Annotated in this window: 18 protein-coding genes and 2 pseudogenes; 9 read left to right on the top strand and 11 right to left on the bottom strand. The window is 71.8% G+C overall.

The window, feature by feature from the left end; all coding sequences use genetic code 11:
• Positions 1 to 125 precede the first annotated feature (125 nt).
• The 4 genes from leuC to OG738_RS02000 all read left to right on the top strand — a co-directional run bounded on the left by leuC (position 126) and on the right by OG738_RS02000 (position 6,624).
• Entirely contained in the window at positions 126 to 1,559 is a 1,434-nt protein-coding gene (gene leuC / locus OG738_RS02015; protein ID WP_329050721.1) for a 3-isopropylmalate dehydratase large subunit, read from the top strand.
• A gap of 21 nt (positions 1,560 to 1,580) precedes the next feature.
• Positions 1,581 to 2,183: a 3-isopropylmalate dehydratase small subunit gene (gene leuD, locus OG738_RS02010; protein WP_329050720.1), complete on the top strand. Its 603-nt coding sequence runs from the start codon at positions 1,581 to 1,583 to the stop codon at positions 2,181 to 2,183.
• A 240-nt stretch (positions 2,184 to 2,423) separates the two neighbouring features.
• Positions 2,424 to 3,110 carry an HU family DNA-binding protein gene (locus OG738_RS02005; protein ID WP_329050719.1) on the top strand — a complete coding sequence of 229 codons (687 nt, stop codon included), beginning with the start codon at positions 2,424 to 2,426 and terminating at the stop codon, positions 3,108 to 3,110.
• A 658-nt stretch (positions 3,111 to 3,768) separates the two neighbouring features.
• Positions 3,769 to 6,624: an AfsR/SARP family transcriptional regulator gene (locus tag OG738_RS02000; protein ID WP_329050717.1), complete on the top strand. Its 2,856-nt coding sequence runs from the start codon at positions 3,769 to 3,771 to the stop codon at positions 6,622 to 6,624.
• Positions 6,625 to 6,703: 79 nt separating this feature from the next.
• Here OG738_RS02000 and OG738_RS01995 read toward each other — a convergent pair whose 3' ends face one another.
• From OG738_RS01995 to cofC, 3 genes are read right to left on the bottom strand one after another with little or no spacing between them, the layout of a single operon-like run.
• Positions 6,704 to 7,657, bottom strand: coding sequence for an NUDIX hydrolase (locus OG738_RS01995; protein WP_329050716.1), 954 nt, complete (start codon positions 7,655 to 7,657; stop codon positions 6,704 to 6,706).
• Positions 7,654 to 10,038: an RNA degradosome polyphosphate kinase gene (locus tag OG738_RS01990; RefSeq protein WP_329050714.1), complete on the bottom strand. Its 2,385-nt coding sequence runs from the start codon at positions 10,036 to 10,038 to the stop codon at positions 7,654 to 7,656. The genes OG738_RS01995 and OG738_RS01990 overlap by 4 nt, the downstream gene beginning before the upstream one ends.
• Before the next feature lie 42 nt (positions 10,039 to 10,080).
• Positions 10,081 to 10,716 (bottom strand): 2-phospho-L-lactate guanylyltransferase, encoded by a 636-nt coding sequence (gene cofC / locus OG738_RS01985; RefSeq protein ID WP_329050712.1) that lies wholly within the window; start codon positions 10,714 to 10,716, stop codon positions 10,081 to 10,083.
• A 302-nt stretch (positions 10,717 to 11,018) separates the two neighbouring features.
• Between cofC and OG738_RS01980 the strand changes: the two genes are divergently transcribed.
• Both OG738_RS01980 and OG738_RS01975 read left to right on the top strand, forming a co-directional pair.
• A complete protein-coding gene (locus tag OG738_RS01980) occupies positions 11,019 to 11,738 on the top strand; it encodes a lysophospholipid acyltransferase family protein (RefSeq protein WP_329050710.1) in 720 nt (239 codons plus the stop codon).
• Positions 11,738 to 12,754 (top strand): NAD(P)H-dependent glycerol-3-phosphate dehydrogenase, encoded by a 1,017-nt coding sequence (locus OG738_RS01975; RefSeq protein WP_329050708.1) that lies wholly within the window; start codon positions 11,738 to 11,740, stop codon positions 12,752 to 12,754. Before OG738_RS01980 ends, OG738_RS01975 begins: the two co-directional genes overlap by 1 nt.
• Before the next feature lie 192 nt (positions 12,755 to 12,946).
• Here OG738_RS01975 and OG738_RS01970 read toward each other — a convergent pair whose 3' ends face one another.
• A complete protein-coding gene (locus OG738_RS01970) occupies positions 12,947 to 14,230 on the bottom strand; it encodes an ISL3 family transposase (RefSeq protein ID WP_442875857.1) in 1,284 nt (427 codons plus the stop codon).
• Between the two features lie 137 nt (positions 14,231 to 14,367).
• Between OG738_RS01970 and OG738_RS01965 the strand changes: the two genes are divergently transcribed.
• On the top strand, positions 14,368 to 14,847 hold the full coding sequence (locus OG738_RS01965; RefSeq protein WP_329050707.1) for a cysteine dioxygenase: 480 nt from the start codon (positions 14,368 to 14,370) through the stop codon (positions 14,845 to 14,847).
• 5 nt (positions 14,848 to 14,852) lie between these two features.
• Here OG738_RS01965 and OG738_RS01960 read toward each other — a convergent pair whose 3' ends face one another.
• The 6 genes from OG738_RS01960 to OG738_RS01935 all read right to left on the bottom strand — a co-directional run bounded on the left by OG738_RS01960 (position 14,853) and on the right by OG738_RS01935 (position 19,708).
• The gene (locus OG738_RS01960) at positions 14,853 to 15,836 is read right to left on the bottom strand and encodes an asparaginase (RefSeq protein ID WP_329050706.1); all 984 of its coding nucleotides are present in this window, start codon (positions 15,834 to 15,836) and stop codon (positions 14,853 to 14,855) included.
• A gap of 13 nt (positions 15,837 to 15,849) precedes the next feature.
• Positions 15,850 to 16,671 carry a class I SAM-dependent methyltransferase gene (locus OG738_RS01955; RefSeq protein WP_329050704.1) on the bottom strand — a complete coding sequence of 274 codons (822 nt, stop codon included), beginning with the start codon at positions 16,669 to 16,671 and terminating at the stop codon, positions 15,850 to 15,852.
• On the bottom strand, positions 16,668 to 17,048 hold the full coding sequence (locus tag OG738_RS01950; RefSeq protein WP_329050702.1) for a VOC family protein: 381 nt from the start codon (positions 17,046 to 17,048) through the stop codon (positions 16,668 to 16,670). Before OG738_RS01950 ends, OG738_RS01955 begins: the two co-directional genes overlap by 4 nt.
• Before the next feature lie 63 nt (positions 17,049 to 17,111).
• The gene (locus OG738_RS01945) at positions 17,112 to 17,891 is read right to left on the bottom strand and encodes an FAD:protein FMN transferase (RefSeq protein WP_329050700.1); all 780 of its coding nucleotides are present in this window, start codon (positions 17,889 to 17,891) and stop codon (positions 17,112 to 17,114) included.
• Entirely contained in the window at positions 17,888 to 18,352 is a 465-nt protein-coding gene (locus tag OG738_RS01940; RefSeq protein ID WP_329050699.1) for an FMN-binding protein, read from the bottom strand. The genes OG738_RS01945 and OG738_RS01940 overlap by 4 nt, the downstream gene beginning before the upstream one ends.
• A 9-nt stretch (positions 18,353 to 18,361) precedes the next feature.
• On the bottom strand, positions 18,362 to 19,708 hold the full coding sequence (locus OG738_RS01935) for a ferredoxin reductase family protein (RefSeq protein ID WP_329056514.1): 1,347 nt from the start codon (positions 19,706 to 19,708) through the stop codon (positions 18,362 to 18,364).
• A 147-nt stretch (positions 19,709 to 19,855) separates the two neighbouring features.
• On the opposite strand from OG738_RS01935, the pseudogene OG738_RS01930 reads away from it, so the two are divergent.
• Positions 19,856 to 20,568, top strand: a pseudogene (locus OG738_RS01930) (response regulator transcription factor).
• Positions 20,565 to 21,990: pseudogene (locus OG738_RS01925) on the top strand (sensor histidine kinase). Before OG738_RS01930 ends, OG738_RS01925 begins: the two co-directional pseudogenes overlap by 4 nt.
• 24 nt (positions 21,991 to 22,014) lie before the next feature.
• Here OG738_RS01925 and OG738_RS01920 read toward each other — a convergent pair.
• Positions 22,015 to 22,659: a pyridoxamine 5'-phosphate oxidase family protein gene (locus tag OG738_RS01920; protein WP_329050698.1), complete on the bottom strand. Its 645-nt coding sequence runs from the start codon at positions 22,657 to 22,659 to the stop codon at positions 22,015 to 22,017.
• Positions 22,660 to 22,718: the final 59 nt, after the last annotated feature.

Raw genomic sequence — 22,718 nt, 5'->3', positions numbered from 1 at the left:
CGCAGTTTGGGAAGTCCAGCATCTGGGAAAACCCTGAACTCGAGCTGCGCCCCTCCTTCGCGGCTCGCATTCGCCCCCGCGGTGCGCGCCCGAGTTCCGACGTCGAACCGTGGAAGGAGCCGGAGATGACCAGCCCGACCGGCAAGGCCCGCACACTGGCGGAGAAGGTGTGGGAAAGCCACCTCGTGCGCCGAGGGGAAGGCGCCGAACCGGACCTGCTCTACATCGACCTCCACCTGCTGCACGAAGTGACCAGCCCGCAGGCCTTCGACGGCCTCCGGCTGGCCGGGCGGCCGGTGCGCCGCCCCGACCTGACCATCGCGACCGAGGACCACAACGTCCCGACCGTCGACATCGACCTCCCGATCGCCGATCCGGTCTCGCGCACCCAGGTCGACACCCTTCGCCGCAACTGCAAGGAGTTCGGCGTCCGGCTGCACCCGATGGGGGACGCCGAGCAGGGCATCGTGCACGTCATCGGCCCGCAGCTCGGCCTGACCCAGCCCGGGATGACCGTGGTCTGCGGCGACAGCCACACCTCCACGCACGGCGCGTTCGGCGCCATCGCCTTCGGCATCGGCACGTCCGAGGTCGAGCACGTGCTGGCGACCCAGACGCTGCCGCTGCGCCCGTTCAAGACGATGGCGATCACGGTCGACGGCGAGCTGCGTCCCGGCGTCACGGCGAAGGACGTCATCCTCGCGGTGATCGCCAAGATCGGCACCGGCGGCGGGCAGGGCTACATCCTGGAGTACCGCGGCAAGGCCATCGAGGCCCTGTCGATGGAGGCCCGGATGACCGTCTGCAACATGTCGATCGAGGCCGGCGCGCGCGCCGGGATGATCGCGCCGGACGAGACGACGTTCGCGTACCTGAAGGGCCGTCCGCACGCGCCGGCCGGCGCCGACTGGGACGCGGCCGTCGCAGCGTGGAAGGAACTGCGCACCGACGACGGTGCCGAGTTCGACGCCGAGGTGCACCTGGACGCGGGCGAGCTGACGCCGTTCGTGACCTGGGGCACCAACCCCGGCCAGGGTCTCCCGCTGGGTGCCGACGTGCCCGACCCGGAGCAGATCCCGGACGAGAACGACCGCATCGCCGCTGAAAAGGCCCTGTCCTATATGGACTTGAAGCCCGGGACGCCGCTGCGGGAGATCTCGGTGGACACCGTCTTCCTCGGCTCCTGCACCAACGGCCGGATCGAGGACCTGCGGGCCGCGGCCGAGGTGCTGCGCGGTCGGAAAGTGGCGGACTCGGTCCGGATGCTGGTGGTTCCCGGCTCGATGCGCGTCCGCAAGGCGGCCGAGGAGGAGGGCCTCGACGAGGTCTTCACCGCGGCCGGCGCGGAGTGGCGCCAGGCCGGCTGCTCGATGTGCCTGGGCATGAACCCGGACCAGCTGAAACCGGGCGAGCGCAGCGCGTCGACGTCGAACCGCAACTTCGAGGGCCGGCAGGGCAAGGGCGGCCGGACGCACCTCGTGTCGCCGCTGGTCGCCGCCGCGACGGCCGTGCGGGGCACGCTGTCGTCGCCGGAAGACCTGCTGACCGCCGCCCGCTGACCACCCGAGGGAGCTACCGTCATGGAACCGTTCACCCAGCACACCGGCATCGGCGTCCCGCTGCGCCGGTCCAACGTGGACACCGACCAGATCATCCCGGCCGTCTACCTCAAGCGGGTGACCCGCACCGGCTTCGAGGACGGCCTGTTCGCCGCCTGGCGCGGTGACCAGGACTTCATCCTCAACACCGAGCCGTTCTCCCGGGGCAGCGTGCTGGTCGCGGGCCCGGACTTCGGCACCGGCTCGTCCCGCGAGCACGCCGTGTGGGCGCTGATGGACTACGGCTTCCGGGTCGTCATCTCCGCCCGGTTCGCCGACATCTTCCGCGGCAACTCCGGCAAGGGCGGCCTGGTGGCCGCGCAGTGCGAGCAGCACGACGTCGAGCTGCTCTGGAAGCTGCTCGAAAACGAGCCCGGCACCGAGGTCACGGTGGACCTCGAGACCAAGACCGTGCGGGCCAAGGACTTCACCGCGCCCTTCCAGATCGACGACTACGTCCGCTGGCGGCTGCTCGAAGGCCTCGACGACATCGCTCTCACGTTGCGCCATGCCGGTGAGATCGACGGCTTCGAGGCGTCCCGCCCGTCCTGGAAGCCGACGACGACCCCGGTCGCCGCCGGCTAGCTCGGCTTCGGGGCGGGATTCCTTGCTCCCCAAGGGATCCCGCCGTTCCCGGCCGGCTCCGACACGACACCGGGCGGACCTCCGGCGGCCCTTTCCAGGGGCGCTTCGCGAGGCGGAACCCGTCCCCCGGCAAGGGAAGGATTCCGCGTCCCGTCTGGAATTTGTGCTGCCTTGGTAATACCGTGTCGCTAGTCGGCCCGACGTGGCCGTGGACGAGTACTTCCTTCTTGGAGGACTGGAATGGCCAACAAGGCGCAGCTGATCGAGGCGCTGTCGGAGCGTCTGGGCGACAAGAAGGCCGCTTCCGAGGCGGTCGACGGTCTGGTCGACATCATCATCCGGACCGTCAACAAGGGCGAAAAGGTCAACATCACCGGCTTCGGGGTGTTCGAGAAGCGCGCTCGCGCGGCACGGACCGCCCGGAACCCGCGGACCGGTGAAGCCGTGCGGGTCAAGAAGACCAACGTGCCCGCCTTCCGCGCGGGAACCACCTTCAAGGACGTCATCTCCGGCGCGAAGAAGCTGGCCAAGGCCACGCCGGTCAAGCGCGCCACGGCCGGCACCCGCGCATCCACGACAACCCGGGCGACGGCGCCCCGCGCGGCCGCGGCCAAGCCGGCCACCGCCCGCGCGACGACGACCCGCACCCGCGCAACGGCGGCCAAGCCGGCCACGACGACGCGCGCGACAACGGCCAAGACGACCGCCGCGAAGCCGGCCACGACGCGGGCGAAGGCCGCCCCGAAGACGACGGCGGCGAAGTCGACCGCGGCCAAGTCGACGGCGGCGAAGACGCCTGCTGCCAGGACGACGGCGGCCAAGACGACTGCTGCCAAGACAACGGCCGCGAAGTCCACGACGGCCGCGAAGCCGACGACGGCCCGGAAGGCACCCGCCAGGCGCACCTCGGCGGCGAAGAACAGCTGACCGTCCGAAACTGTCGGACCCCTGCGGTAACGTGAAATCCGGGGATCCCCCAGGGGGTTACCCCCGCTGGGCGTAGGACTTCCGGGCAGGCCCCGCGCAGACATGCGCGGGGCCTGCCGCGTTTCCGGACCCGGTGTCGGAGAAGCGATCGCAGCCCACGTGCCCGGGAAGTCGGCTCGCGTGCCCAGGGAGCCGGCCCGCGTGCCTAGGAGTCGGCTCGCGTGCCCAGGGAGTCGGCTCATGTACCTAGGGAGTCGGCTTGCGTGCCGAGGGAGTTGGCTCGCGTGCCGATGGAGTCGGCTCGTGTACCTAGGGAGTCGGCTGTTGTACCTACAAGCTCGGGCGCGCACTCGGAGGTCGGCTTGCGTGCCCGGGAAGTCGGCTCGTGCGCCCGGAGGGCCGACTCGCGAACCGACGTGCAGCCACGCCAACCGACTCCAGGCAACAACCGACCCTCCAGGTACGTGAACCGACTCTGCGGGCACGCCAACCGACCGTACGAGTACATGGACCGACGGCGCGAGAAACGTGACCTTGCCGGCCAAGCCCGTCCGCGTTACCCGCTGCCAAGATCGGCCGTCCGAACGGGACCCGTGCACCACCCGCTCGGAGCACCCGAACCGCCCGGGACCGGTTCCGCCCAATTTCGCAAAGTTGCTTGAGCGCCCGGCCGAGTGATGCCACGCTGCGTTCCTCGGGGTCCGCGTCCGGCGGTGCCCGGCGGCGCGTCAACCTGGGGGCGACCACCATCGACATCCGGCTGCTCGGCCCGTTCCAAGCGCTCGTCGGCGGTGTGCCGGTCGTGCTGACCAGTTCCCGGCAGCGCGCGCTGCTGGCGACGCTGGCCTTGTCCGCGGGCCGCCTGGTGTCGATCGACGCGCTCGCGCGCGGGGTCTGGGGTGAAGAGCCGCCCGCGCACATCCGTGGCAGCCTGCAGACCTACGTGATGCGGCTGCGGCGGCTGTGCGGCGAAGAAACCGTCGTCACCGAACCGGACGGGTACCGGCTGGTCGTCGACCCGTCCCGGGTGGACGCCCTGCGCTTCCTCCGCACCCTCGACCAGGCCGCCGCCACGACGGAACCCACGCGTCGCCGGAGCCTGCTCACCGCCGCGCTCGCCGCGTGGGGCGGCGCGCCCCTCGAAGGGGTCGGTTCCCCCGCACTGGCCGCGGAATGGGGACCGCTGCTGACCGAGCGGTACCTCTTCGCCGTGGAGCAGCGCATCGACCTCGACGCCGGGCTGGTCCCCGATGCCCGGCTCGTCGCCGAGCTCACCGACCTCGTCGCCCAGCACCCGCTGCGGGAATCGTTGTGGGAACGGCTGGTGCGCGTCCTGGCCCGCTCCGGCCGCCGTGCCGAAGCGCTGGCCCGCTACGCCGGGCTTCGCGCGCTGCTGGCCGACGAGCTGGGCGTCGAGCCGGGGGAGGACCTGCGCCGCCTGCACGCCGAGCTGCTCGCCGCCGACGCCGAACCCACCGGTCACCCCGTGCCGCGGCAGCTGCCCTTCGACGTCGCCGGGTTCACCGGCCGCGGCCCCGAGCTGGCCGAGCTCGACCGCCTCCCGCCCGGCGGCGCGTCCGGCATCGTCGTCATCGAAGGCACCGCCGGTGTCGGGAAGACGTCGCTGGCGGTGCACTGGTCGCACCGCGTCCGCGACCGCTTCCCCGGCGGCCAGCTGTTCCTCGACCTGCGCGGCCACTCCGCCGGCACGCCCGTCACCCCGGACGCCGCACTGGCCGGCTTCCTCCGCGCCCTCGGCGAGCCCGCCGAAACACTGCCTTCCACAGTGGAGGAACGCTCGGCGCTCCTGCGCAGCAGGCTGGCCGGCAGCCGCACGCTCATGCTGCTCGACAACGCCCGCGACGCCGACCAGGTCCGCCCGCTCCTGCCGGGGTCGGGCAACCTCGTCGTCGTGACCAGCCGCAACCAGCTGCGCGGCCTCGTCGCGCGCGACGGCGCCCGCCGGATCGCCTTGCGCTCCTTCGACGACCAGGACGCCACCGCGCTGCTCGCCGGCAGCGTCGGACCGCAGCGCCTGGCCGCCGAACCCGCCGCCGTCGCCGAGCTCGTCCAGCTCTGCGGCCGGCTCCCCCTCGCGCTCGCGCTGGCCGGGGAACGCGCGTCGCGGTTTTCCGGCGTCTCGCTCGCGGGGATCGTCGAAGAGCTGCGAGACCAGCGGCTGCGCCTCGACACCCTGCGCGACCCGCAGGACGCCGGCACCGACCTGCGCGCGACGTTCTCGTGGTCGTACAAGGCGTTGCGGCCGGCCGCCGCGCGCCTCTTCCGGCTGCTCGGCCTGCACCCCGGCCACGGCTTCAGCCTGTCCTCGGCCGCCGCGCTCGCCGGGGCGGACCTGCGTGAGGCCCGCGAGCTCGCCGACCAGCTCGCCGCCGCGCACCTGCTCAACCAGCCCGGCACCGACCGCTACCAGTTCCACGACCTGCTGCGCGTCTACGCCGCCGAGCTCGTCGAAACCGAGACGACGGCGGCCGAACGCGCGGCCGCGCGCCGCCGGCTCCTCGACTGGTACCTCGCGAGCGTCGCCGAAGCGACCAAGCTCGTCCGCCCCGACCTCGTCACCGACGACATCACGCTCGACCCCGCGCCGCTGCCCGCCGTCCGGTTCACCCAGCACGAGCAGACGATCGCCTGGTACACGAGCGAACGCGCGGCCCTCACCGCGCTCGTCGGCGTCGCCGCCGACAACGGCTTCACCGCCCACGCCTGGAAACTCGCCTGGCTGCTGCGCGGGTTCTTCGCCGAACGCCACGACCGCGACGACTGGATCACGACCGCCCGCACGGCCGTCACCGCGACCCGCGACGCGGGCGACAACACCGGCCTGCAGTACAGCGCCAACAACCTCGGCTCGGCCTACCTGCGCACCCTGCAGCCGGACAAGGCCCTCGAGGCCCTGGAGGAGGCGCGCGCGGCGTCCGAGAGCGGCAACGGCACCGCGCTGGCCGTGGCGATCCTGTCCAACCTCGCCGGCGCGTACTACGTCCGGGCCGAGTACGCCGAAGCCGAGCGCTACGCCCTCCAGGCGGTTCGTCTCGCACGCGACCACGGCCAGCGGACGTTCGTCCCGCACGCCCTGCTCAACGTCAGCGCGAGCCGCATCGGGCTGCGCAACTACGACAACGCCGCCGAAGCGGCCCAGTCCGCGCACGAAGCCTTCGCCGACCTGGGCGACCGCTACCACGCGGCACTGGCGCTGGGAAACGTCGCCGAAGCGCTCGAAGGCGCCGGGCGCCAGGACGAAGCGGAGAAGGCAGGCCTGGAAGCGCTCGCCGAGCTGAAGGAGCTGAACGCCGACTACGGCACCATCGACGTCCGGATCACCCTCGGCCGCCTCACCCTGCGCACCGGGCGCGGCGAGGAGGCGCGAAGGCATTGGGCCGAGGCGCTGAGCGTCTGCCAGCGCCTCGGCGACCCCCGCACCCCGGAGATCCAGGCCCTGCTGGCGACGGTGCCGGCAGCCGAGTCCCCCTCGCGGGATGCGCCGTACCCCTAGCCCGGCGCAGCCCAGCGGGACCCGGAACCAGTACACCAAGATCGACTGTCATCGCTCTGTCGCGACGCCGGGCGGAAGCTCAGCGGTGGCTGGGCGACGGCGTCGGCAGGGCGCTCGGGTAGTAGTCGGCCGCCAGCAGCACCGGGCCCGCTTCGGCCGTGGGCGCGCGGAACGACAGGACCCAGAACGAGCCCTTCTTGCTCGGCACCACGCCGCCGCGCGCGGCCGCGAGCTCGACGCCGTCGCGGTCGGCCAGTGCGGTGACCAGGTCCGGGATCACGCCGCCCTGGCTGCACAGCACGGGCGTCCCGCCGTCGCCGGCGATGGCCAGCAGGCGCGCGACGCCCAGCACCGGGTCCGGCCAGTAGCCCTCTTCCGACAGCAGCGGCTCGTGCCGCACCTCGCTCCCGAGGTCCTCGGCGACGCCCTGCACCGTCTGCACGCACCGCAGCCGCGGCGCCGACAGCACCCGGTCCGGCCCGAACAGGCCCAGCACCCGCCGCAACGCCGACGCCTGCCGCTGGCCCGCGTCCGACAGCGGCCGGAGGTCGTCGTCGCCGTTCCAGTCGTCCCGCTTGCCCGCCTTCGCGTGCCGCACCAGCACCAGCGTCGTCAGGCCGACCGGCACCGCGCAGAACGCACGCAGCACCCGGACGTCTTCCGGCCGGGTCAGCAGCTTTTCCGCCGCCGTCGGGCGGAGCCAGCGCAGTTCGTCGACTTCGTCGTTCGCGGCGAACTCGCCGGACACGGCTTCGGCGCTGAAGTAGTCGACCGTCTTCGACACCGAGCCGGACCCGTTGCGCGAGGGCACCGGGTAGGACGTCCGGGCCAGGTACCGGCCCAGGACCGCGTCGAACCCGGTCTCCTCCCGCACTTCCCGCACGGCGGCCTCGGCGATCGTCTCGCCGGGATCGAGCTTTCCCTTCGGCAACGACCAGTCGTCGTACCGCGGGCGGTGCACCAGGGCGACCTCGGTCGCGTTGCCGTCGACGCGCCACAGCACGGCTCCGGCGGCCCGTACCTCCTGGGTCATCCGGCGGCCCCGTGCAGCTTCGCCAGCTCCAGCTGGTGGTCGCGCACACGTGAGCCGTCGGCCGGGAACGGCGACCACTCGCCGCTCGCGGTCAGCACCCAGCACCGCGTCGCCGGGTCGAGCGCCGAGTCGAAGATGTTGTCGAGCTGCGCGGTCAGCTTCGGGTCCTTGACGCGCACCAGCGCCTCGATCCGCCGGTCGAGGTTGCGGTGCATCATGTCCGCGCTGCCGATCCAGTGCGTGCCGCCGGCGCGGAAGTTGAAGATCCGCGAGTGCTCCAGGAAGCGGCCGAGGATCGACCGCACGTGGATGTTCTCCGACAGCCCTTCGACGCCGGGCTTCAGCGTGCAGATCCCGCGCACCACGATCTCGACCGGCACCCCGGCCTGCGACGCGTGGTAGAGCGCGTCGATGACCTGCTCGTCGACCAGCGAGTTGCACTTGATCCGGATCCCGGCCTGCTGCCCGGCCCGCGCCAGCTCGATCTCCTCGCCGATCGCGCGCACGATGCCGCGGCGGATGCCGTGCGGCGACGTCAGGATCGTCCGGTAGGTGTCCTGCCGCGAGTAGCCGGTGAGGACGTTGAACAGGTCCGTGATGTCCGCGCCGATGCTCGGGTCGGCGGTGAACAGGCCGATGTCCTCGTAGAGCCGCGCGGTCTTCGGGTTGTAGTTGCCGGTGCCGATGTGGCAGTAGCGGCGGATGGTCGAGCCCTCCTGGCGCACGATCATCGACACCTTGCAGTGCGTCTTCAGCCCGACCAGCCCGTACACGACGTGCACGCCCGCACGTTCCAGGGTCCGCGCCCAGGTGATGTTGGCCTGCTCGTCGAACCGCGCCTTGATCTCCACCAGCGCGACGACCTGCTTGCCCGCCTCGGCCGCGTCGATCAGCGCGTCGACGATCGGGGAGTCACCGGACGTCCGGTAGAGCGTCTGCTTGATCGCGAGGACCTTCGAGTCGGCCGCCGCCTGCTCGATGAAGCGCTGCACGCTCGTGGAGAACGAGTCGTACGGGTGGTGCACGAGGACGTCGCCCTCGCGCAGCGTCGCGAAGACGCTCTTCGGCGTCTCGCGCTCGCCGAACGCCGGGTGCGTCGCCGGCACGAACGGGCGGTCCTTCAGCTCCTTGCGGTCCACTCCGGACAGCTGGTGCAGGCAGGTCAGGTCGAGCAGGCCGGGCACCTCGACGACGTCGGCCGGGTCGACGTCCAGCTCGCGCAGCAGCAGCTCGAGCATGTGCTCGCTCATGTCCTGCGCGACCTCGAGGCGCACCGGGGGGCCGAAGCGGCGTTGCGCCAGCTCGCGCTCGAGGGCCTGCAGGAGGTCTTCGTCACGGTCTTCGTCGACCTCGAAGTCGGCGTTGCGGGTGACGCGGAAGACGTGGTGCTCGGTGACGTCCATCCCGGTGAACAGCTCGCCGAGGTGCGCGGCGATCAGCTCTTCGAGGGGCAGGAACGTCGCCATCCGGCTGGCGCGCTCGGGCTCGACGCGCATCAGGCGCGGGACGTTGCTCGGCACCTTGACGCGGGCGAAGCGCTCGGTGCCGCCCTCCGGGTCGCGGACCGTGACCGCGAGGTTGAGCGAAAGGCCCGAAATGTACGGGAACGGGTGCGCCGGGTCGACGGCCAGCGGCGTCAGGACCGGGAAGATCTGCTCGGAGAAGTAGCTGGACAGCCGGAGCTGGTCGGCGCCGGTCAGGTCGGCCCAGCCGACGATGTGGATGTCGTGCTCGGCCAGCTGCGGGCGCAGGTGCTTCTCGAACGCGCCGGTCTGCCGCTCGACCAGGTCCTGGTTGCGCTTGGCGATGTAGTCGAGCTGCTCGCGCGGGGTGAGCCCGTCCGCGCTGCGCACCAGCAGGCCGGTCTCGTCGCGGCGCTTCAGGCCGGCGACGCGGACCATGTAGAACTCGTCCAGATTGGACGCGAAGATCGCGAGGAACTTCGTCCGCTCGAGCAGCGGCTGCGACTCGTCCTCGGCCAGCGCGAGCACGCGGGCGTTGAAGTCCTGCCAGGAGAGCTCGCGGTTGAAGTAGCGGTCGTCCGGCAGCGTCTCGGCGGCGGTCGGCGCGGTGGCGGTGACCGCGGGCGGCGCCGACGGGACGGCGCGGAACTCCTCGGCGCCACGCGCGTTGCCCTGCGCGGAGCTGCGCCGGCGCGTCGTCGCCGGGGTGGCCGCGGGGGAGGTGGTCTTGCGGGTTCTCGCCTTGCCGGCGGTGGCACGGGCCGCGGTGTCGCGCGCGGTGGATTTCGACGGCACCTTCTTGGCCGTGGTGCTCGCCCGCGGAGTCGCCTTCTTCGCCGTCTCCGAAGATCCGTTCGCCGGGTTCCGGCGCCTTCGCGCTGCGGGCGTACCGCCGTCTTCTGTGCTCACGGCTCCCATTCTTCACTACGTCAGGCGGAATTGCGCAGGCCGCGGTGAAGGTCAGGTGAACAGCTCCGCGCGGGGTTCGCCGAGGCGGGCGGCGGTGTGTTTCCCGACACCCAGGCCGCGAACGTGGGCGAGGTCCTCCGGGGTGTCGACGTCGCTGCGCAGGCTCGGGAGCGGTTTCCCGAGCGGCACGGCCCCGGAGGCGGCGTGCTGCCGCGCCGAACCCGGCCCGAAGCGCGGGTCGAGGGGGGCGCCGGGGGCCGCCAGCAGGAGGGTGGTGCCGGTGCCCTGCCGGTCGGCCACGAAGGCCCTCCTGCCGGCCGCTTCGGCGAAGGCGTCGGCGAGGTCGCCGGCGCGCAGGGCCGGCAGGTCGGCCTGGAGCGCCCCGACGACGGAGTGCGGATCGTCTTTTCGCAGGAGGTCCGCACCGTGCCGGAAGGCGGCGTTGAGGGTCTTCTCGGCGGGTTCGAGGACGATCTCGACCCCGAGCTGGGCGAGTTCGCCGACGGCCTCCGGATCGGCGGCGACGAGCAGCACCCGCCGGACGTGGGCACTCGACGTCACGGCGGCGAGGGTGTCGGCGGCGAGGGCGAGGACGAGCCCGGGGTGCCGCGCGGCCTCGACGGCCCCACGCAGCCGCGACTTGCCGTCGCGGGGGTGTTTCATCGGCACGACCAGATCCACGTCCACGTGTCCATCTTTACCCGAACCGGCGGTCTTGCGTCGGCCGGAGGTGGGGGTTGTCCACAGGCGACGGGGGTTGTGGACAAGTCCGGGTGGGAGGGCTTCGGGGGCCGCCGGAGTTCCCAGCGGAAGCCGCCCGGAGTTCGCAGCGAAGTTCGCCCGGCTCCCTGGAAAGCCCGCTCCCAGCTCCAGCCGATGCCCGCCTCATCCGACCGGTCCCTCACCCCCGGGAAGCGCCGCCGATCGCCGTCGAAGGCACCCTCCCTGGACTGGTCTCACCCCGGCGCGGCAGGATCTGGGGAGCTGACGTGGAGGAGGAGATCGTGGCCCGGCGTGAGAAGGGCGGCTTCTGGGTGGGGTTGGCCGCCGCTGTGTTCTACCCGCTCACCGGTATCGCGCGGCGGGTCTACGTCGGGGACGAGAAGATTCCGCGGCAGGGGCCCGCGCTGCTCGTGCTGAACCACATCTCGCACCTCGATCCGGTCGTCGACGCCGTGTTCGTGCACCGGGCGAAGCGCGTGCCGCGCTTCCTCGGGAAAGAGAGCCTCACCCGGACGCCGATCTTCGGGAAGGTCTTCGTCGGCTCCGGGCAGATCCCCGTCTCGCGTGGGTCGGCCGCCGCCGGGGACAGTCTCAAGGCCGCGCACCAGGCCCTGCAGGAGGGCAAGATCGTCGTGATCTACCCCGAAGGCACCATCACCAAGGACCCGGCCGGCTGGCCGAAGGAGTCCTTCACCGGCGCCGCACGGCTCGCGATCCAGAACGACGTGCCCGTCATCCCCATCGCCCGGTGGGGGACCAGCCAGCTCTTCAACGGCTACACCAAGAAGTTCACGCCGTTCCCGCGCAAGACCATCACCCACCGCGTGGGCGACCCGATCGACCTGTCGGCCTACCGCGAAGGCAGCGTCCGCAGCGCGTCGAAGCTGCGGGAGGTCACGAAGGTGATGATGGACGAGGTCACCCGCCTGCTCGGCGAGATCCGGCACGAAGAACCGCCGTCGGCGAAGCCGGGGGACCCGGCCTGATGCGCGCCGACGTCCAGCGGGTCACCGTGCTCGGGGCCGGCTCGTGGGGCACCGCCTTCGCGAAGGTGCTCGGCGACGCCGGCCGCGACGTCACCATGTGGGCGCGCCGCGAAGTGGTCGCCGACGACGTCCGCGAGCGGCACGTCAACAGCGCCTACCTCCCCGGGATCGAACTGCCCGGGAACATCACCGCCACCAGCGACCCGGCGAAGGCCCTCGAAGGCGCCCAGGCCGTCGTCCTGGCCGTGCCCAGCCAGAGCCTGCGCGCGAACCTGACGTCGTGGCGCGGCCTGCTGCCGCCCGAGGCGATCCTCGTCAGCCTCGCCAAGGGCGTCGAGCTCGGCACGCTCAAGCGGATGAGCGAGGTCATCGGGGAGATCGTCGGGATCGACGCCGGCGACGTCGTCGTCGTCACCGGGCCGAACCTGGCCAAGGAGATCGCCGCCGGGCAGCCGTCCGCGTCGGTGCTCGCGTGCGCCGATCACGAACGCGCCGTCGCGATCCAGCGCGCTTGCGCCAACTCCTACTTCCGCCCCTACACGAACACCGACGTCGTCGGCTGCGAGCTCGGCGGCGCCTGCAAGAACGTCATCGCGCTCAGCACCGGGATGGCCGCGGGCCTCGGCCTCGGCACCAACACGATGGCGACGCTCATCACCCGCGGCTTGGCCGAGATGGCCCGCCTCGGCGCGAAGCTGGGCGCCGACCCGCTGACGTTCGCCGGGCTCGCCGGCGTCGGCGACCTGGTCGCGACGTGCTCGTCGCCGCTTTCGCGCAACCGGACGTTCGGCGAGCGCCTCGGCCGCGGCGAGACGCTCGAACAGGCGCAGGCGGCGGCCGGCGGGCAGGTCGCCGAGGGCGTCATGTCGTGCTCGTCGATCCGGGCGCTGGCCATCAGCCTCGGTGTCGACATGCCGATCACCGACGCGATGCACCGCGTGTGCCACGAGGGTGTCGACCCGCGGCAGGCCGGGGCCGAGCTGCTGGGCCGCTCGCAGAAGCACGAGTGGTCCTGACCGACCGCCCGGATGCTGGGAGCGGCTTGACCGGGCCGCGTGCCGCTGGAACGCTGAGCGCCATGTTCGCGTGCGAGATGACTGAGCTGCGGGGCCGCCACGGCCTCTGCGCCGTCATGTGCGCGTGTCGCTGTTGTCGGTGAACCCCGCCCCGGCCCAGTCGACCCCCCTTTCTTCTCTGGCTCTGTTGATCTATGCGTGGGTCCGGCCGGGTAGTTTGGGACGGTAGCCGCCGAGTGCGAGCAGGGCGAGTGAGATCAGGGCGTCCGGGTGTTTGAATCCGAAGGCCAGGCGGGTCAGCAACCGGATCTTGGTGTTGGTCGATTCGATCAGCGCGTTGGACAGGCCGTGATCGAGACTCGCGTGGATCGCCGGTAGCTCGGACCGGATAGTGCGGGCGAGCTTCACGAACTCGGGTATCCGGCAGCGTGCCGCCCAGGACAGCCACCGTTGCAGGACGTCTTTTCCGGCCTGGCCGGCGACGGCGAAGACGTGCCGGAGTCCTTCTTTGAGAAGGTAGGCCCGATAGAGCCGGGGGTCGGTCTTGGCGATCCAGGCCAATTTGTGACGTTGATGATCGGTGAGGTTCTCCGGGTTCTTCCACAACGCCCATCGCGCGCGTTTCATGCCTTGCGCGGCACCGGCCGATGCGGTGCGGCCGCGCCGGTCTTTGTGGCTGCCGCCAGGTTGGCGGCGTGCGGTGTTCCATACCTGGCGCCGGACCTGGTCCAGGGCGTCGGCGGCCCACTTGACCACGTGAAACGGATCGGCACAGCGGATCGCGTCTGGGCAGTACTGTTCGACAGTCCGGGCGATCCAGGCGGCCCCGTCCGCCGAGACGTGCGTGATCTGCGCGCATCGGCCGGCTCCGAGCAACTCGAAGAACGCCGCCAATGTCAGTTTATCGTTGCCCGCCGCCGCCCACACCAGCCGGCCGGTGTCGTGATCAACAACAATGGTGAGATATCGGTGGTTCTTCTTATAGCTGATCTCATCGATCCCGATTCTGCGCAACCCGGCCAGTCGATCCACTCTCGCGTCGATATCGGCCCGGACCCGGGCGATGATCGCCCCGACCGTCGGCCAGGCGATCCGCATCAACTGCCGGACCGTGGACCTCGACGTCGCGGTTGCCAGCCAGGCCACGGTGTCATCGAAGGCACGGGTATGCCCAGCGCCGTGCCGCGCCCAGGGCACCGCACTGACCACGACCCCGTGCTCACGACACCGCACCCGGGATGCGGCAGCTTCGACGAACGCCTGCACGGGTCCCAGGTCCAGCGCACGCCACCGACGCCGGCCCCGCCCAGCGTCATAACGAGGACAGCGCCGCGAGCACACCCCGCACCGGTCACGATCCCGCTGGCGGACTCGCACCGCGGCCACCAGCACCTGCTCGGTCTCGTCGAACTCGACCGACTCCACGACCGCCGTGTTCACACCCAGCAACTGACCCCATATCCTGACAGCGGGCACGTCGTTCTCCGTCTATCCAGTTTCTGTTCCTCGACAGCTCAGAAACCTAGACCCAGCAACGACGTGCCCCTCCGCTACCTGGGCAAACCCGCCCACACATAGATCAACAGAGCCCTTTCTCTTCCGTGAGGACTCCCATGTTCGCCGTTCCGGACAACACCCTGCTGCGTCCCGAAGACCCCGCGCTGCGCCACCCGGTGCGCGTCGCGCTGGAGGTCGCCGCCGACCGCGACCGCTGGAAGCACCTGCTGCGCTACGACCCCGAAGAGCGCTTCGCGGCGCTCGTCGAGAAGGACGAGCGGCAGGAGGTGTGGCTGATGAGCTGGCTGCCCGGCCAGCGCACCGACCTGCACGACCACGCGTTCGCCAGCGGTGCGTTCACGCTGGTCAGCGGCCACCTGACCGAGGCGGTGGCCCGCCGCGCGCCCGACGGCCGCGCGGTCACCGAGCTGCACGCGCTCTCCGCGGGGCAGTCGCGGGTGTTCGGCCCGGGCTACGTGCACGAGGTGCGCAACGACGGCCCGGACCCGGCGATCTCGGTCCACGTCTACCGCGACGCGGAGCGCGCGATGCGCTCGTACCACCTCGACCCGCTGGCCGGCCCGGTCCTGGACTGAACCACTCAGTCCAGGTCGCCGCGCAGCCGGAACTCGCGCTCGATCGTCTCCCGGTCGGCGCCTGACGCCAGCAGCGCGTGCAGCAGGACGCGGGACTTGCGCGCGTCCAGCCAGCCGGCCATCGTCGCGCCCATCGCGATCAGGCTCGACTCCGAGCCGTGGAAGCCGTACGTCGACCGCAGCGTCGGGCCCGCGCCCGTCCGCGAAGCGACGACCACCGGCAACGACGTCACCAGCCGCGACACCACCTCCGCCGTACCCGATGACACGTGACCCGCGCCCGTGGCTGCCAGCACCACTCCGCGCACGCCCGGCTGCGACGCCGCGTACGAAAGCACCGCGCCCGAGTCGTCCAGACCGGCTTCCACCACCGGTACGAGCCCCGAAAAGTCCGTCCCGGCCAGGGAAGGCGGCCGCGGCGGCGACGGGTGGAAGTAGTGCACCGCCTGCTCGACGACCATGCCGAGCGGCCCGGCGGGCGCCGACGAAAACGCTTCCAGGTGGCTCGTGTGCGCCTTCCGCACCCAGCGCGCCGCGTGGACGTCGTCGTTCACCGTCACCAGCACGCCCCGGCCGCGGCTGCGCGGATCGGCGGCCACGGTCAGCGCGTTGCGCAGGTTCGCGGGGCCGTCCGGGCTGAGCAGGCCCGCGTTGCGCATCGCCCCGGTGACGACCACGGGGATCTCCGACGGCCAGCACAGGTCCAGGAAGTACGCCGTCTCCTCCAGGGTGTCCGTGCCCTGCACGACGACGAACCCGTCGGCGTCCTGCCGCAGCCCCCACTCGCGGCACCGCAGCAGCGTCGCGAAGTCCAGCGACGCGCTGCCGATCCCGGCCAGCGTCTCCGCCAGGACGTCCATCGGCAGCTCGCCGATCCCGCCGATCAGCTCCGACGCGCCGAGCCGCGGGACCGCGCCGCCTTCGCCTCCGACGGGGGCCATCGAGATGGTGCCGCCCAGCGTGGCGACGGCGATCAGGGGACGTGCCATGCCGCCACCCTATTCAGCCGCTCTTGACCGCCTGGAGCGTGTAGCTCGCCGCCAGCCGCCGCGGGTCGTCCGTCAGCCGCCATTCGTTCTCGTCGTCGGGCGCCATCTGCCCGGGGAGCGCGTTCCACGGGACGCTGTCGTGCTCGGTGAACCCGGTCAGCGTCAGGCCGTTCTCGAGCAGCACCGTGATGATCTCGCCCAGGGAGTGCGCCCACTCGTGGGTCACGGTGTGCGCCTGCTCGCCGTCCACTTCGACGTAGCTGCCCGGCTCGTCGAAGACCAGCGGCTCGGCGTGCTCGAAGTACGGGTAGCGCGGCACCGCCGGGACCACCGTCTCGTCCAGGGTTCCCAGCATCGGGTGGCACTCCCGGATGAACAGTCGACCGCCCGGGCGCAGCAGGCCGGCGACCACCGCGGCCCAGCGCGCGACCGACGGCAGCCAGCACAACGCGCCGATCCCGGTGTAGACCAGGTCGAACCGCCCGGCACCCAGCACGTCGACGGCGTCGTAGACGTTGGCTTCGTGGAAGTCGATCACCGCACCCGCCGCCGAAGCCCGCCGCCGCGCCTCCGCCAGCGCCGGTCCCGAGAAGTCCAGACCCGTCACGGAAGCGCCGAGCCGGGCCAGGGAGATCGTGTCCGTGGCGAGGTGGCACTGCAGGTGCACCGCGCGCAGCCCGCTGAGGTCGCCGAGGCGCGGCCGGTCGAACCGCACGACCTGGCTGAGGTGCGCCGGATCCGCGAGGAATTCGTCGAAGCCGTAGCCCGGCGACGCCGCGTGCAGCACCGCGCGTTCGTCCCAGTTGGCCTTGTTGACGGCGAACGAGTCCGTCACCGCGTCGCCGCCCGTTCGGCGGCGCTGCGCAGGACGCAGAACTCGTTGCCCTCGGGGTCGGCGAGCACGGCCCAGCCCTTGCCGTCCGGCTTGCGGAGGTCGTTCACCAGCGTGGCGCCCAGGCCGAGCAGTCGCTCGACCTCTTCGTCGCGAGGGACGTCCGGCTGCAGGCACACGTGGAGCCGGTTCTTCACGGTCTTCGGTTCCGGCACCCGGAGGAACAGCAGGTCGATGCCGCCTTCGAGTTCGATGCCGACCTCGTCGTCGCCGGGCTGGTCTTCGTCGGGGATCGGTTTCCCGGTGACCTGGCTCCAGAACTGGCAGAGGGTGTACGGATCGGCGCAGTCGACGGACACGTGCAGGACGGACGACGGCATGGCACTCCTCGAAGACGGGTGCCCCCGAGTCTGGCGGACGGCCCGGACGAGGGCGAACCGATTTCAGGACGCCCGGGCGCTTACTTGAGGACGTCCGGCTTCGTCGGAGGCCAGTGCGAGGCCCGCGGTGCGGTGCACGCGGCGGCTGTCGTCGACGATGAGGATCTCGCAGTCCGGCCGGTCGGCCGCCCAGGTGATGCCCTCGGCGCCCATCGCGAACGCCGCGGTGGCCAGGGCGTCCGCCGTGACCAGGTCGCCGGCCACCACGGTGACGCTCAGGAGGCCGGTCGCCGGCATCCCGGACCGGCCGTCGAGGATGTGGGAGCCGCGCTCGTAGGCCGCCGACGTCGCGATGGCGCCGTTGCGCGACTCCAGCACCGCACACACGGCCAGGGGCTGCTCGGGGTGGCGCACACCGACCCGCCACGGCCGTCCCGGCGCCGGCTCGCCCGCGGTGACGACGTCGCCGCCGGCGTTGAGGCAGAACGTCGTCGCGCCCTCGGCCTTGAGCATGTCGGCGGCGCGCTGCACCGCCCAGCCCTTGACCACCGCGCACGGGTCGAGGCCGCGGCCGGGCAGCCGCGCGCGGAACGCGCCGCCGGAGAGCTGCTCGTAGTACGCGCAGAGTTCGAGGACCTCCAGGAGGTCGTCGGTCAGCTCGGCCGCCGTGAGCTCGCCGCGGTCGTAGCGGCTGACCTCGCTGTCCTCCTTGAACGGGCTGAACCGGGCGTCGACGGCACGGAACCAGGCGAACACCTCGTCGACGATCTCGGCGAAATCGCCTTCGTCCCGCAGGTCCAGGGAGATCGGCAGGCCCATCACCTGCTCGACGCGGGTGATCACCTGCTGCCCCGCGCGTCGATGGCCGCCCGCAGCGACGTCTTGTAGGACTCGCTCGTCTCGGTCGCCCCGGTGATCGTGTCGATGTCGGCGCTCTGCGCTTTCATCGCTTCTTCTTGCAGGCGCGGCAACGCGGTGAGCGCGCGCCCGTCGTCCGGGGCCTGCAGCAGGGTGACCGCGACCATCCGGGCGCCGGTGAACGTCACCTGGACCTGGACGGTCCCGTAGTTGCTCGACTCCGCCGGACCCTGGGTCGTGACCGTCGCGTTTGCACTGTCCGGAGTGGACGAAGCGGGCGGCGTGGCCGATGTCGAAGCCGGCGGAGCGGCCGATGTGGACGGTGCGGTGACGCTGGGCGGCGGCGCCTGCGCGACGGCGGTGTTGTGCACCGGCCCCGGCTCGAACCGCCAGACCGCGATGAACCCGGCGACCGACAGCGCGACGACGAAAATGGTCCTCTTCAACGGATCCCCCTAGGCCGCGAGGCTGAAGCGTTCGGCGTGGACCTGGGTCTTCGGCACGCGCAGCTCGCGCAGGCTGCGCAGCACCGCCGACGTCATCCCCGGCGGGCCGCAGACGAACACGTCCCGCTCGTGCACGTCCGGCACCATCATGTGCAGGTTCGCCGGGCCGAGCATCGCCCCGCGCGGGCCGACCGCCTGGTCCGGTCCGGTGAGGACGCTGACGACGGCGCCGCGGGCCTTGGCCAGCCCGTTGAGCTCCGGCAGCAGCACCGCGTCGGCCTGCGTGCGCACCCGGTAGAGGACGACGACGTGGCCGTCGATGTCCTCCAGCAGCGCGCGGATCGGCGTGATGCCGACGCCGCCCGCCACGAGCAGCGCGTTGGGCCGCTGCTGGTGGATCGTCGTGAACGCGCCGTACGGGCCTTCGGCGAACACGCGCGTGCCGACGCGCAGGCTGCGCAGCGACGCGCTGGAGTCTCCGAGCGCCTTCGCGGTCAGCCGCAGCGTGCGGCCGTCGGGCGCGGCGGACAGCGAGAACGGGTTCGCCTGCCACCAGCGGTCCTTGGTGAGGAACCGCCACAGGAAGAACTGGCCCGCCCGCGCCGGCATCTTGTCCAGGTGCTTGCCGGTCATGTACACCGAAACGACGTCCGGGGCTTCGGAAACGACCGCGGTGACGCGCAGCTGGTGGCGCACGTTCCGCCACAGCGGCAGCACGACGCGACCGGCGAGCACGGCGGCGCCGGCACCCAGCCAGAGCGTCCACCAGTAGGCCTTCGCCGTCGGCGCACTGGCGAACGACGTGCCGAGCGCGATCTGGTGGGTGAACGCCAGCACGATCGCGGCATACGTGTAGAGGTGGATGAAGTGCCACGTCTCGTAGGCCAGCCGCTTGCGCGCGAACTTCGCCGAAGCCGCGCCCACGATGAGGATGACGGCGAACGCGACCAGCGCCCGCAGGATCCCCTCGAGGGTGTTGGCCATCTCGACCAGCTCGTCGACGACGCCCTTGCTCGAGACCTCCGCGTACCCGAACGCGATGAACACCAGGTGCGCCAGCAGGGTCCACAGGATCGTGAAGCCGGTCCAGCGGTGCCACGTCGTGAGGCGGTCCATCCCGATCCGCCGGTCCAGCCAGGGCAGCCGGGCCACCAGCAGCAGCTGGAACGCCATCGCCAGCGCGCCGTACAGCCCGGCGAGCCTGCCGATGCTGATCAGCACGTTCGGGGACAGGCCGGCCTCGGCGAACAGCGCCGTGACGGCGGCCACGTTGGCGCCCAGGAAGGTGAAGAGGCCGGATTTCGCGGCGATCCGGGGGCGGATCGCCGGGCGCGTGGCCTCGGCGGTCTGCGTCATGCTGGTCACACGGATCCCCCTCGGGTTCGGTTCACGAAGCTCAGGTTCGCGACGCAGCCTGTGGCGAGTCTGGGTACCGGCTGTCGGATTCCTGTCGGCCCGCGCCACCGGTCGCCGGTCGCCCGCGCGCCGGGAGAAGATGGGGTGGTGCAGCCCTCCGAGCCCGTGCGCCTGCTCGTCGTCGACGACGAGCCGCACATCGCCGACCTCGTCGCGACCGTCGCCCGGTACGAGGGCTGGCAGGCGGTCACGGCCGGGTCCGGCAGGGCCGCACTGGCCCAGGCGGCCGACTTCGGGCCGGACATCGTCGTGCTCGACCTGATGCTGCCCGACCTCGACGGCTTCACCGTGCTCGACCGCCTCCGCGAGAACGGCAGCGCGGTGCCCGTGGTGTTCCTCACGGCCAAGGACGCCACGGCCGACCGGATCGCCGGGCTCACCCGCGGGGGTGACGACTACCTCGTGAAACCGTTTCCGTCGAGGAGCTGATGGCGCGGCTGCGGGCCGTGCTGCGGCGGAGCACCGGCGTCACGCAGCAGGTGGCGACGCGCGGCGCCGTGCTGCGCGTCGGGGACCTGACGCTGGACGAGGACACCCGCGAGGTCCGCCGCGGCGACCGGCTCGCCGACCTGACCCCGACCGAGTACGAGCTGCTGCGCTACCTCATGCGCCGGTCGCCGTCGGTGCTGACGAAGGCGCAGATCCTCGACCATGTCTGGGAGTACGACTTCGGCGGCCGGTCCAATGTGGTCGAACTCGTCATCTCGCACCTGCGGCGCAAGGTCGACGCGGGCGGCGGCGAGCCGCTGATCCACACCGTGCGCGGCGTCGGGTACGTCGTGCGCCAGGTCAACCGGTGAAGCGCTGCTTCCGCCGGTGGTACGGGGCCTGGCAGCGCACGCGGCTGGGCACCCGGATCACGCTCGGCCTCGGCGCGCTCGCGCTGGTCGTGTTCGCGGCCGTCGGCGTCACGATGGTCGGGGATCATGCACGGCTACCTCGACCGGCGGCTCGACGAGCAGCTGTCCAAGAGCCAGACGACGCAGCTGCCGCAGCTGCGGGAAACGCACGGCTCGCCGCAGTCGGTGTTCTCGTGGTATTCGGCGCTGTACGAGGTGCGTGACGGCGTCGCGACGCCCGAATCCGGCGGCCGGCCGCCCGGCGACGCCCAGCAGCTGGCGAAGATCGCCGCCGAGGCCGCGGGCGGCGACGTCACGCGCACCATCTCCCTCGACGACGGCCCGTACCGCGTGCGCGCCTGCCCGGTCGACAACGGTTCGGTGCTGCTGTCGGCCGCGCCGCAGAAGGACCTCGACGGCACGGTCCAGCAGCTGATCTGGGTCGAGGTCGGCGCGTTCGCGTTCGCGCTGGCCGTGCTGCTCGTCGTCGGGCGGCTGGTGCTGAGCCGCGGCCTGCGCCCGCTGGCCGACATGGCGGGCACCGCGCACGACATCGCGTCCCACGACCTCACCGCGAACCCCGCCCTGCCGGTCCGCGCGGCGGGGACCGGCGGCGGCGCCGAAGTCGAGGAGCTGCGGACGGCGTTCAACGTGATGCTCGCCCACATCGACACGTCACTGGCGGCGAAGACCGAGGCGAACGAGCGGCTGCGCCGGTTCGTCGCGGACGCGTCGCACGAGCTGCGGACGCCGCTGACGTCGATCCGGGGCTACGTCGACCTCTTCCGCTACGCGGCGGCGAACGAGCCCGCCGAGCGGGAAGCGCACCTGGCGAAGATCCGCGAGGAGACGGCGCGGATGAGCGTCCTGGTCGACGATCTCCTCCTGCTGGCCCGGCTCGACGCGCGGGCGGCCGAGACGCCGTTGCGGCCGGAGCGCGTCGACCTGGCCGAGCTGGCGGGCGACGCGGCGGACGCCTTCGCGGCCGGGCGGCCCGACCACCCGCTGACGTCTTCGCTGGACGAGGCTTTCGTGGACGCCGATCCGCTGCGGCTGCGGCAGGTGCTCGACAACCTGCTGGCCAACGCCGCCGTGCACACCCCGCCGGGGACCGCGGTGCACGTCTCGGTGTCGGCTTCGGATTCCGAGGCGGTCGTCCGGGTGACCGACGCCGGCCCGGGCATCGCGGTTGCCGACCAGGAACGGATCTTCGACCGGTTCTTCCGCGTCGACGACTCCCGCACCCGCGGCCACGGCGGGACCGGGCTGGGGCTGTCGGTGGTCCAGTCCCTGGTGACGGCGCACGGTGGCACGGTCACGGTGTCTTCGGAGCCGGGCCGCACGACGTTCACGGTCCGGCTCCCGCTCGCCGGTCGTGAGTGAGAAACAGGGCTAGAACCCTGTTTCTCACTCACGACCGGTGACGTGCGCCGGCGTCGTCCAGCCGGGCGAGAGGTCCGCCGACGGCTCCGGCTCGCCGAAGACCGTCCGGACCGGGAGCACCCCGGCCCAGGCGGCGTCCGCGTCGAGGTCTTCCGGCTCGTCGTCCGGGCCCTCCGCGCGCATCTTCACCGACGCCTCGGCGAGGTCGAGCGCGAGCACGCTCACCGCCGCGAACTCCTTCGCGTTGACCTCGCGCGCGTGCTCCCACGAACCCGGCGCGAGGTGGTCGGTGAGCACCTTCAGGCCGTGCATCTTCGCCTCGGGCTCGGCGACCGGAGCCGCCTTCCCGAAGATCACCGCGCTGCGGTAGTTCATCGAGTGGTTGTTGACCGACCGCGAGTAGACGATGCCGTCGAGGAGCGTCACCGTGACGCAGACGTCGAGGTCCTGCGACGCCGTGCGGAGGCTCGACGCGCCGGTGGAGCCGTGCAGGTAGAGCGTGTCGCCGTCGCGGCCGTAGCCGGTCGGCAGGACCAGCGGCGCGCCGTCGCGGACGATGCCGAGGTGGCAGATCAGGCCCTCGTCCAGGACGGCGTACAGCGCGGAGCGGTCGGTCACGGCCCGGTGCTTCTTGCGGCCGAGCGTGGTGCGGGGCGTGGTGGACAGCATGCGACCAGCGTCTCCCAGCACAGTGGCATCGGAGAACGTCCACTTCTCGTACACTTGGG

The sequence above is a fragment of the Amycolatopsis sp. NBC_01488 genome (assembly GCF_036227105.1).
In the GTDB taxonomy this organism is placed as follows: Bacteria; Actinomycetota; Actinomycetes; order Mycobacteriales; family Pseudonocardiaceae; genus Amycolatopsis.
This window is presented reverse-complemented; position numbering and strand designations above follow the sequence as displayed.

Excerpts from the sequence above, each read along its gene's own strand:
- leuC (WP_329050721.1), top strand. The coding sequence starts at position 126 with ATGACCAGCCCGACCGGCAAGGCCCGCACACTGGCGGAGAAGGTGTGG.
- leuD (WP_329050720.1), top strand. The coding sequence starts at position 1,581 with ATGGAACCGTTCACCCAGCACACCGGCATCGGCGTCCCGCTGCGCCGG.
- OG738_RS02005 (WP_329050719.1), top strand. The coding sequence starts at position 2,424 with ATGGCCAACAAGGCGCAGCTGATCGAGGCGCTGTCGGAGCGTCTGGGC.
- OG738_RS01995 (WP_329050716.1), bottom strand. The coding sequence starts at position 7,657 with ATGACCCAGGAGGTACGGGCCGCCGGAGCCGTGCTGTGGCGCGTCGAC.
- OG738_RS01990 (WP_329050714.1), bottom strand. The coding sequence starts at position 10,038 with ATGGGAGCCGTGAGCACAGAAGACGGCGGTACGCCCGCAGCGCGAAGG.
- OG738_RS01975 (WP_329050708.1), top strand. The coding sequence starts at position 11,738 with ATGCGCGCCGACGTCCAGCGGGTCACCGTGCTCGGGGCCGGCTCGTGG.
- OG738_RS01965 (WP_329050707.1), top strand. The coding sequence starts at position 14,368 with ATGTTCGCCGTTCCGGACAACACCCTGCTGCGTCCCGAAGACCCCGCG.
- OG738_RS01960 (WP_329050706.1), bottom strand. The coding sequence starts at position 15,836 with ATGGCACGTCCCCTGATCGCCGTCGCCACGCTGGGCGGCACCATCTCG.
- OG738_RS01950 (WP_329050702.1), bottom strand. The coding sequence starts at position 17,048 with ATGCCGTCGTCCGTCCTGCACGTGTCCGTCGACTGCGCCGATCCGTAC.
- OG738_RS01935 (WP_329056514.1), bottom strand. The coding sequence starts at position 19,708 with ATGACGCAGACCGCCGAGGCCACGCGCCCGGCGATCCGCCCCCGGATC.
- OG738_RS01920 (WP_329050698.1), bottom strand. The coding sequence starts at position 22,659 with ATGCTGTCCACCACGCCCCGCACCACGCTCGGCCGCAAGAAGCACCGG.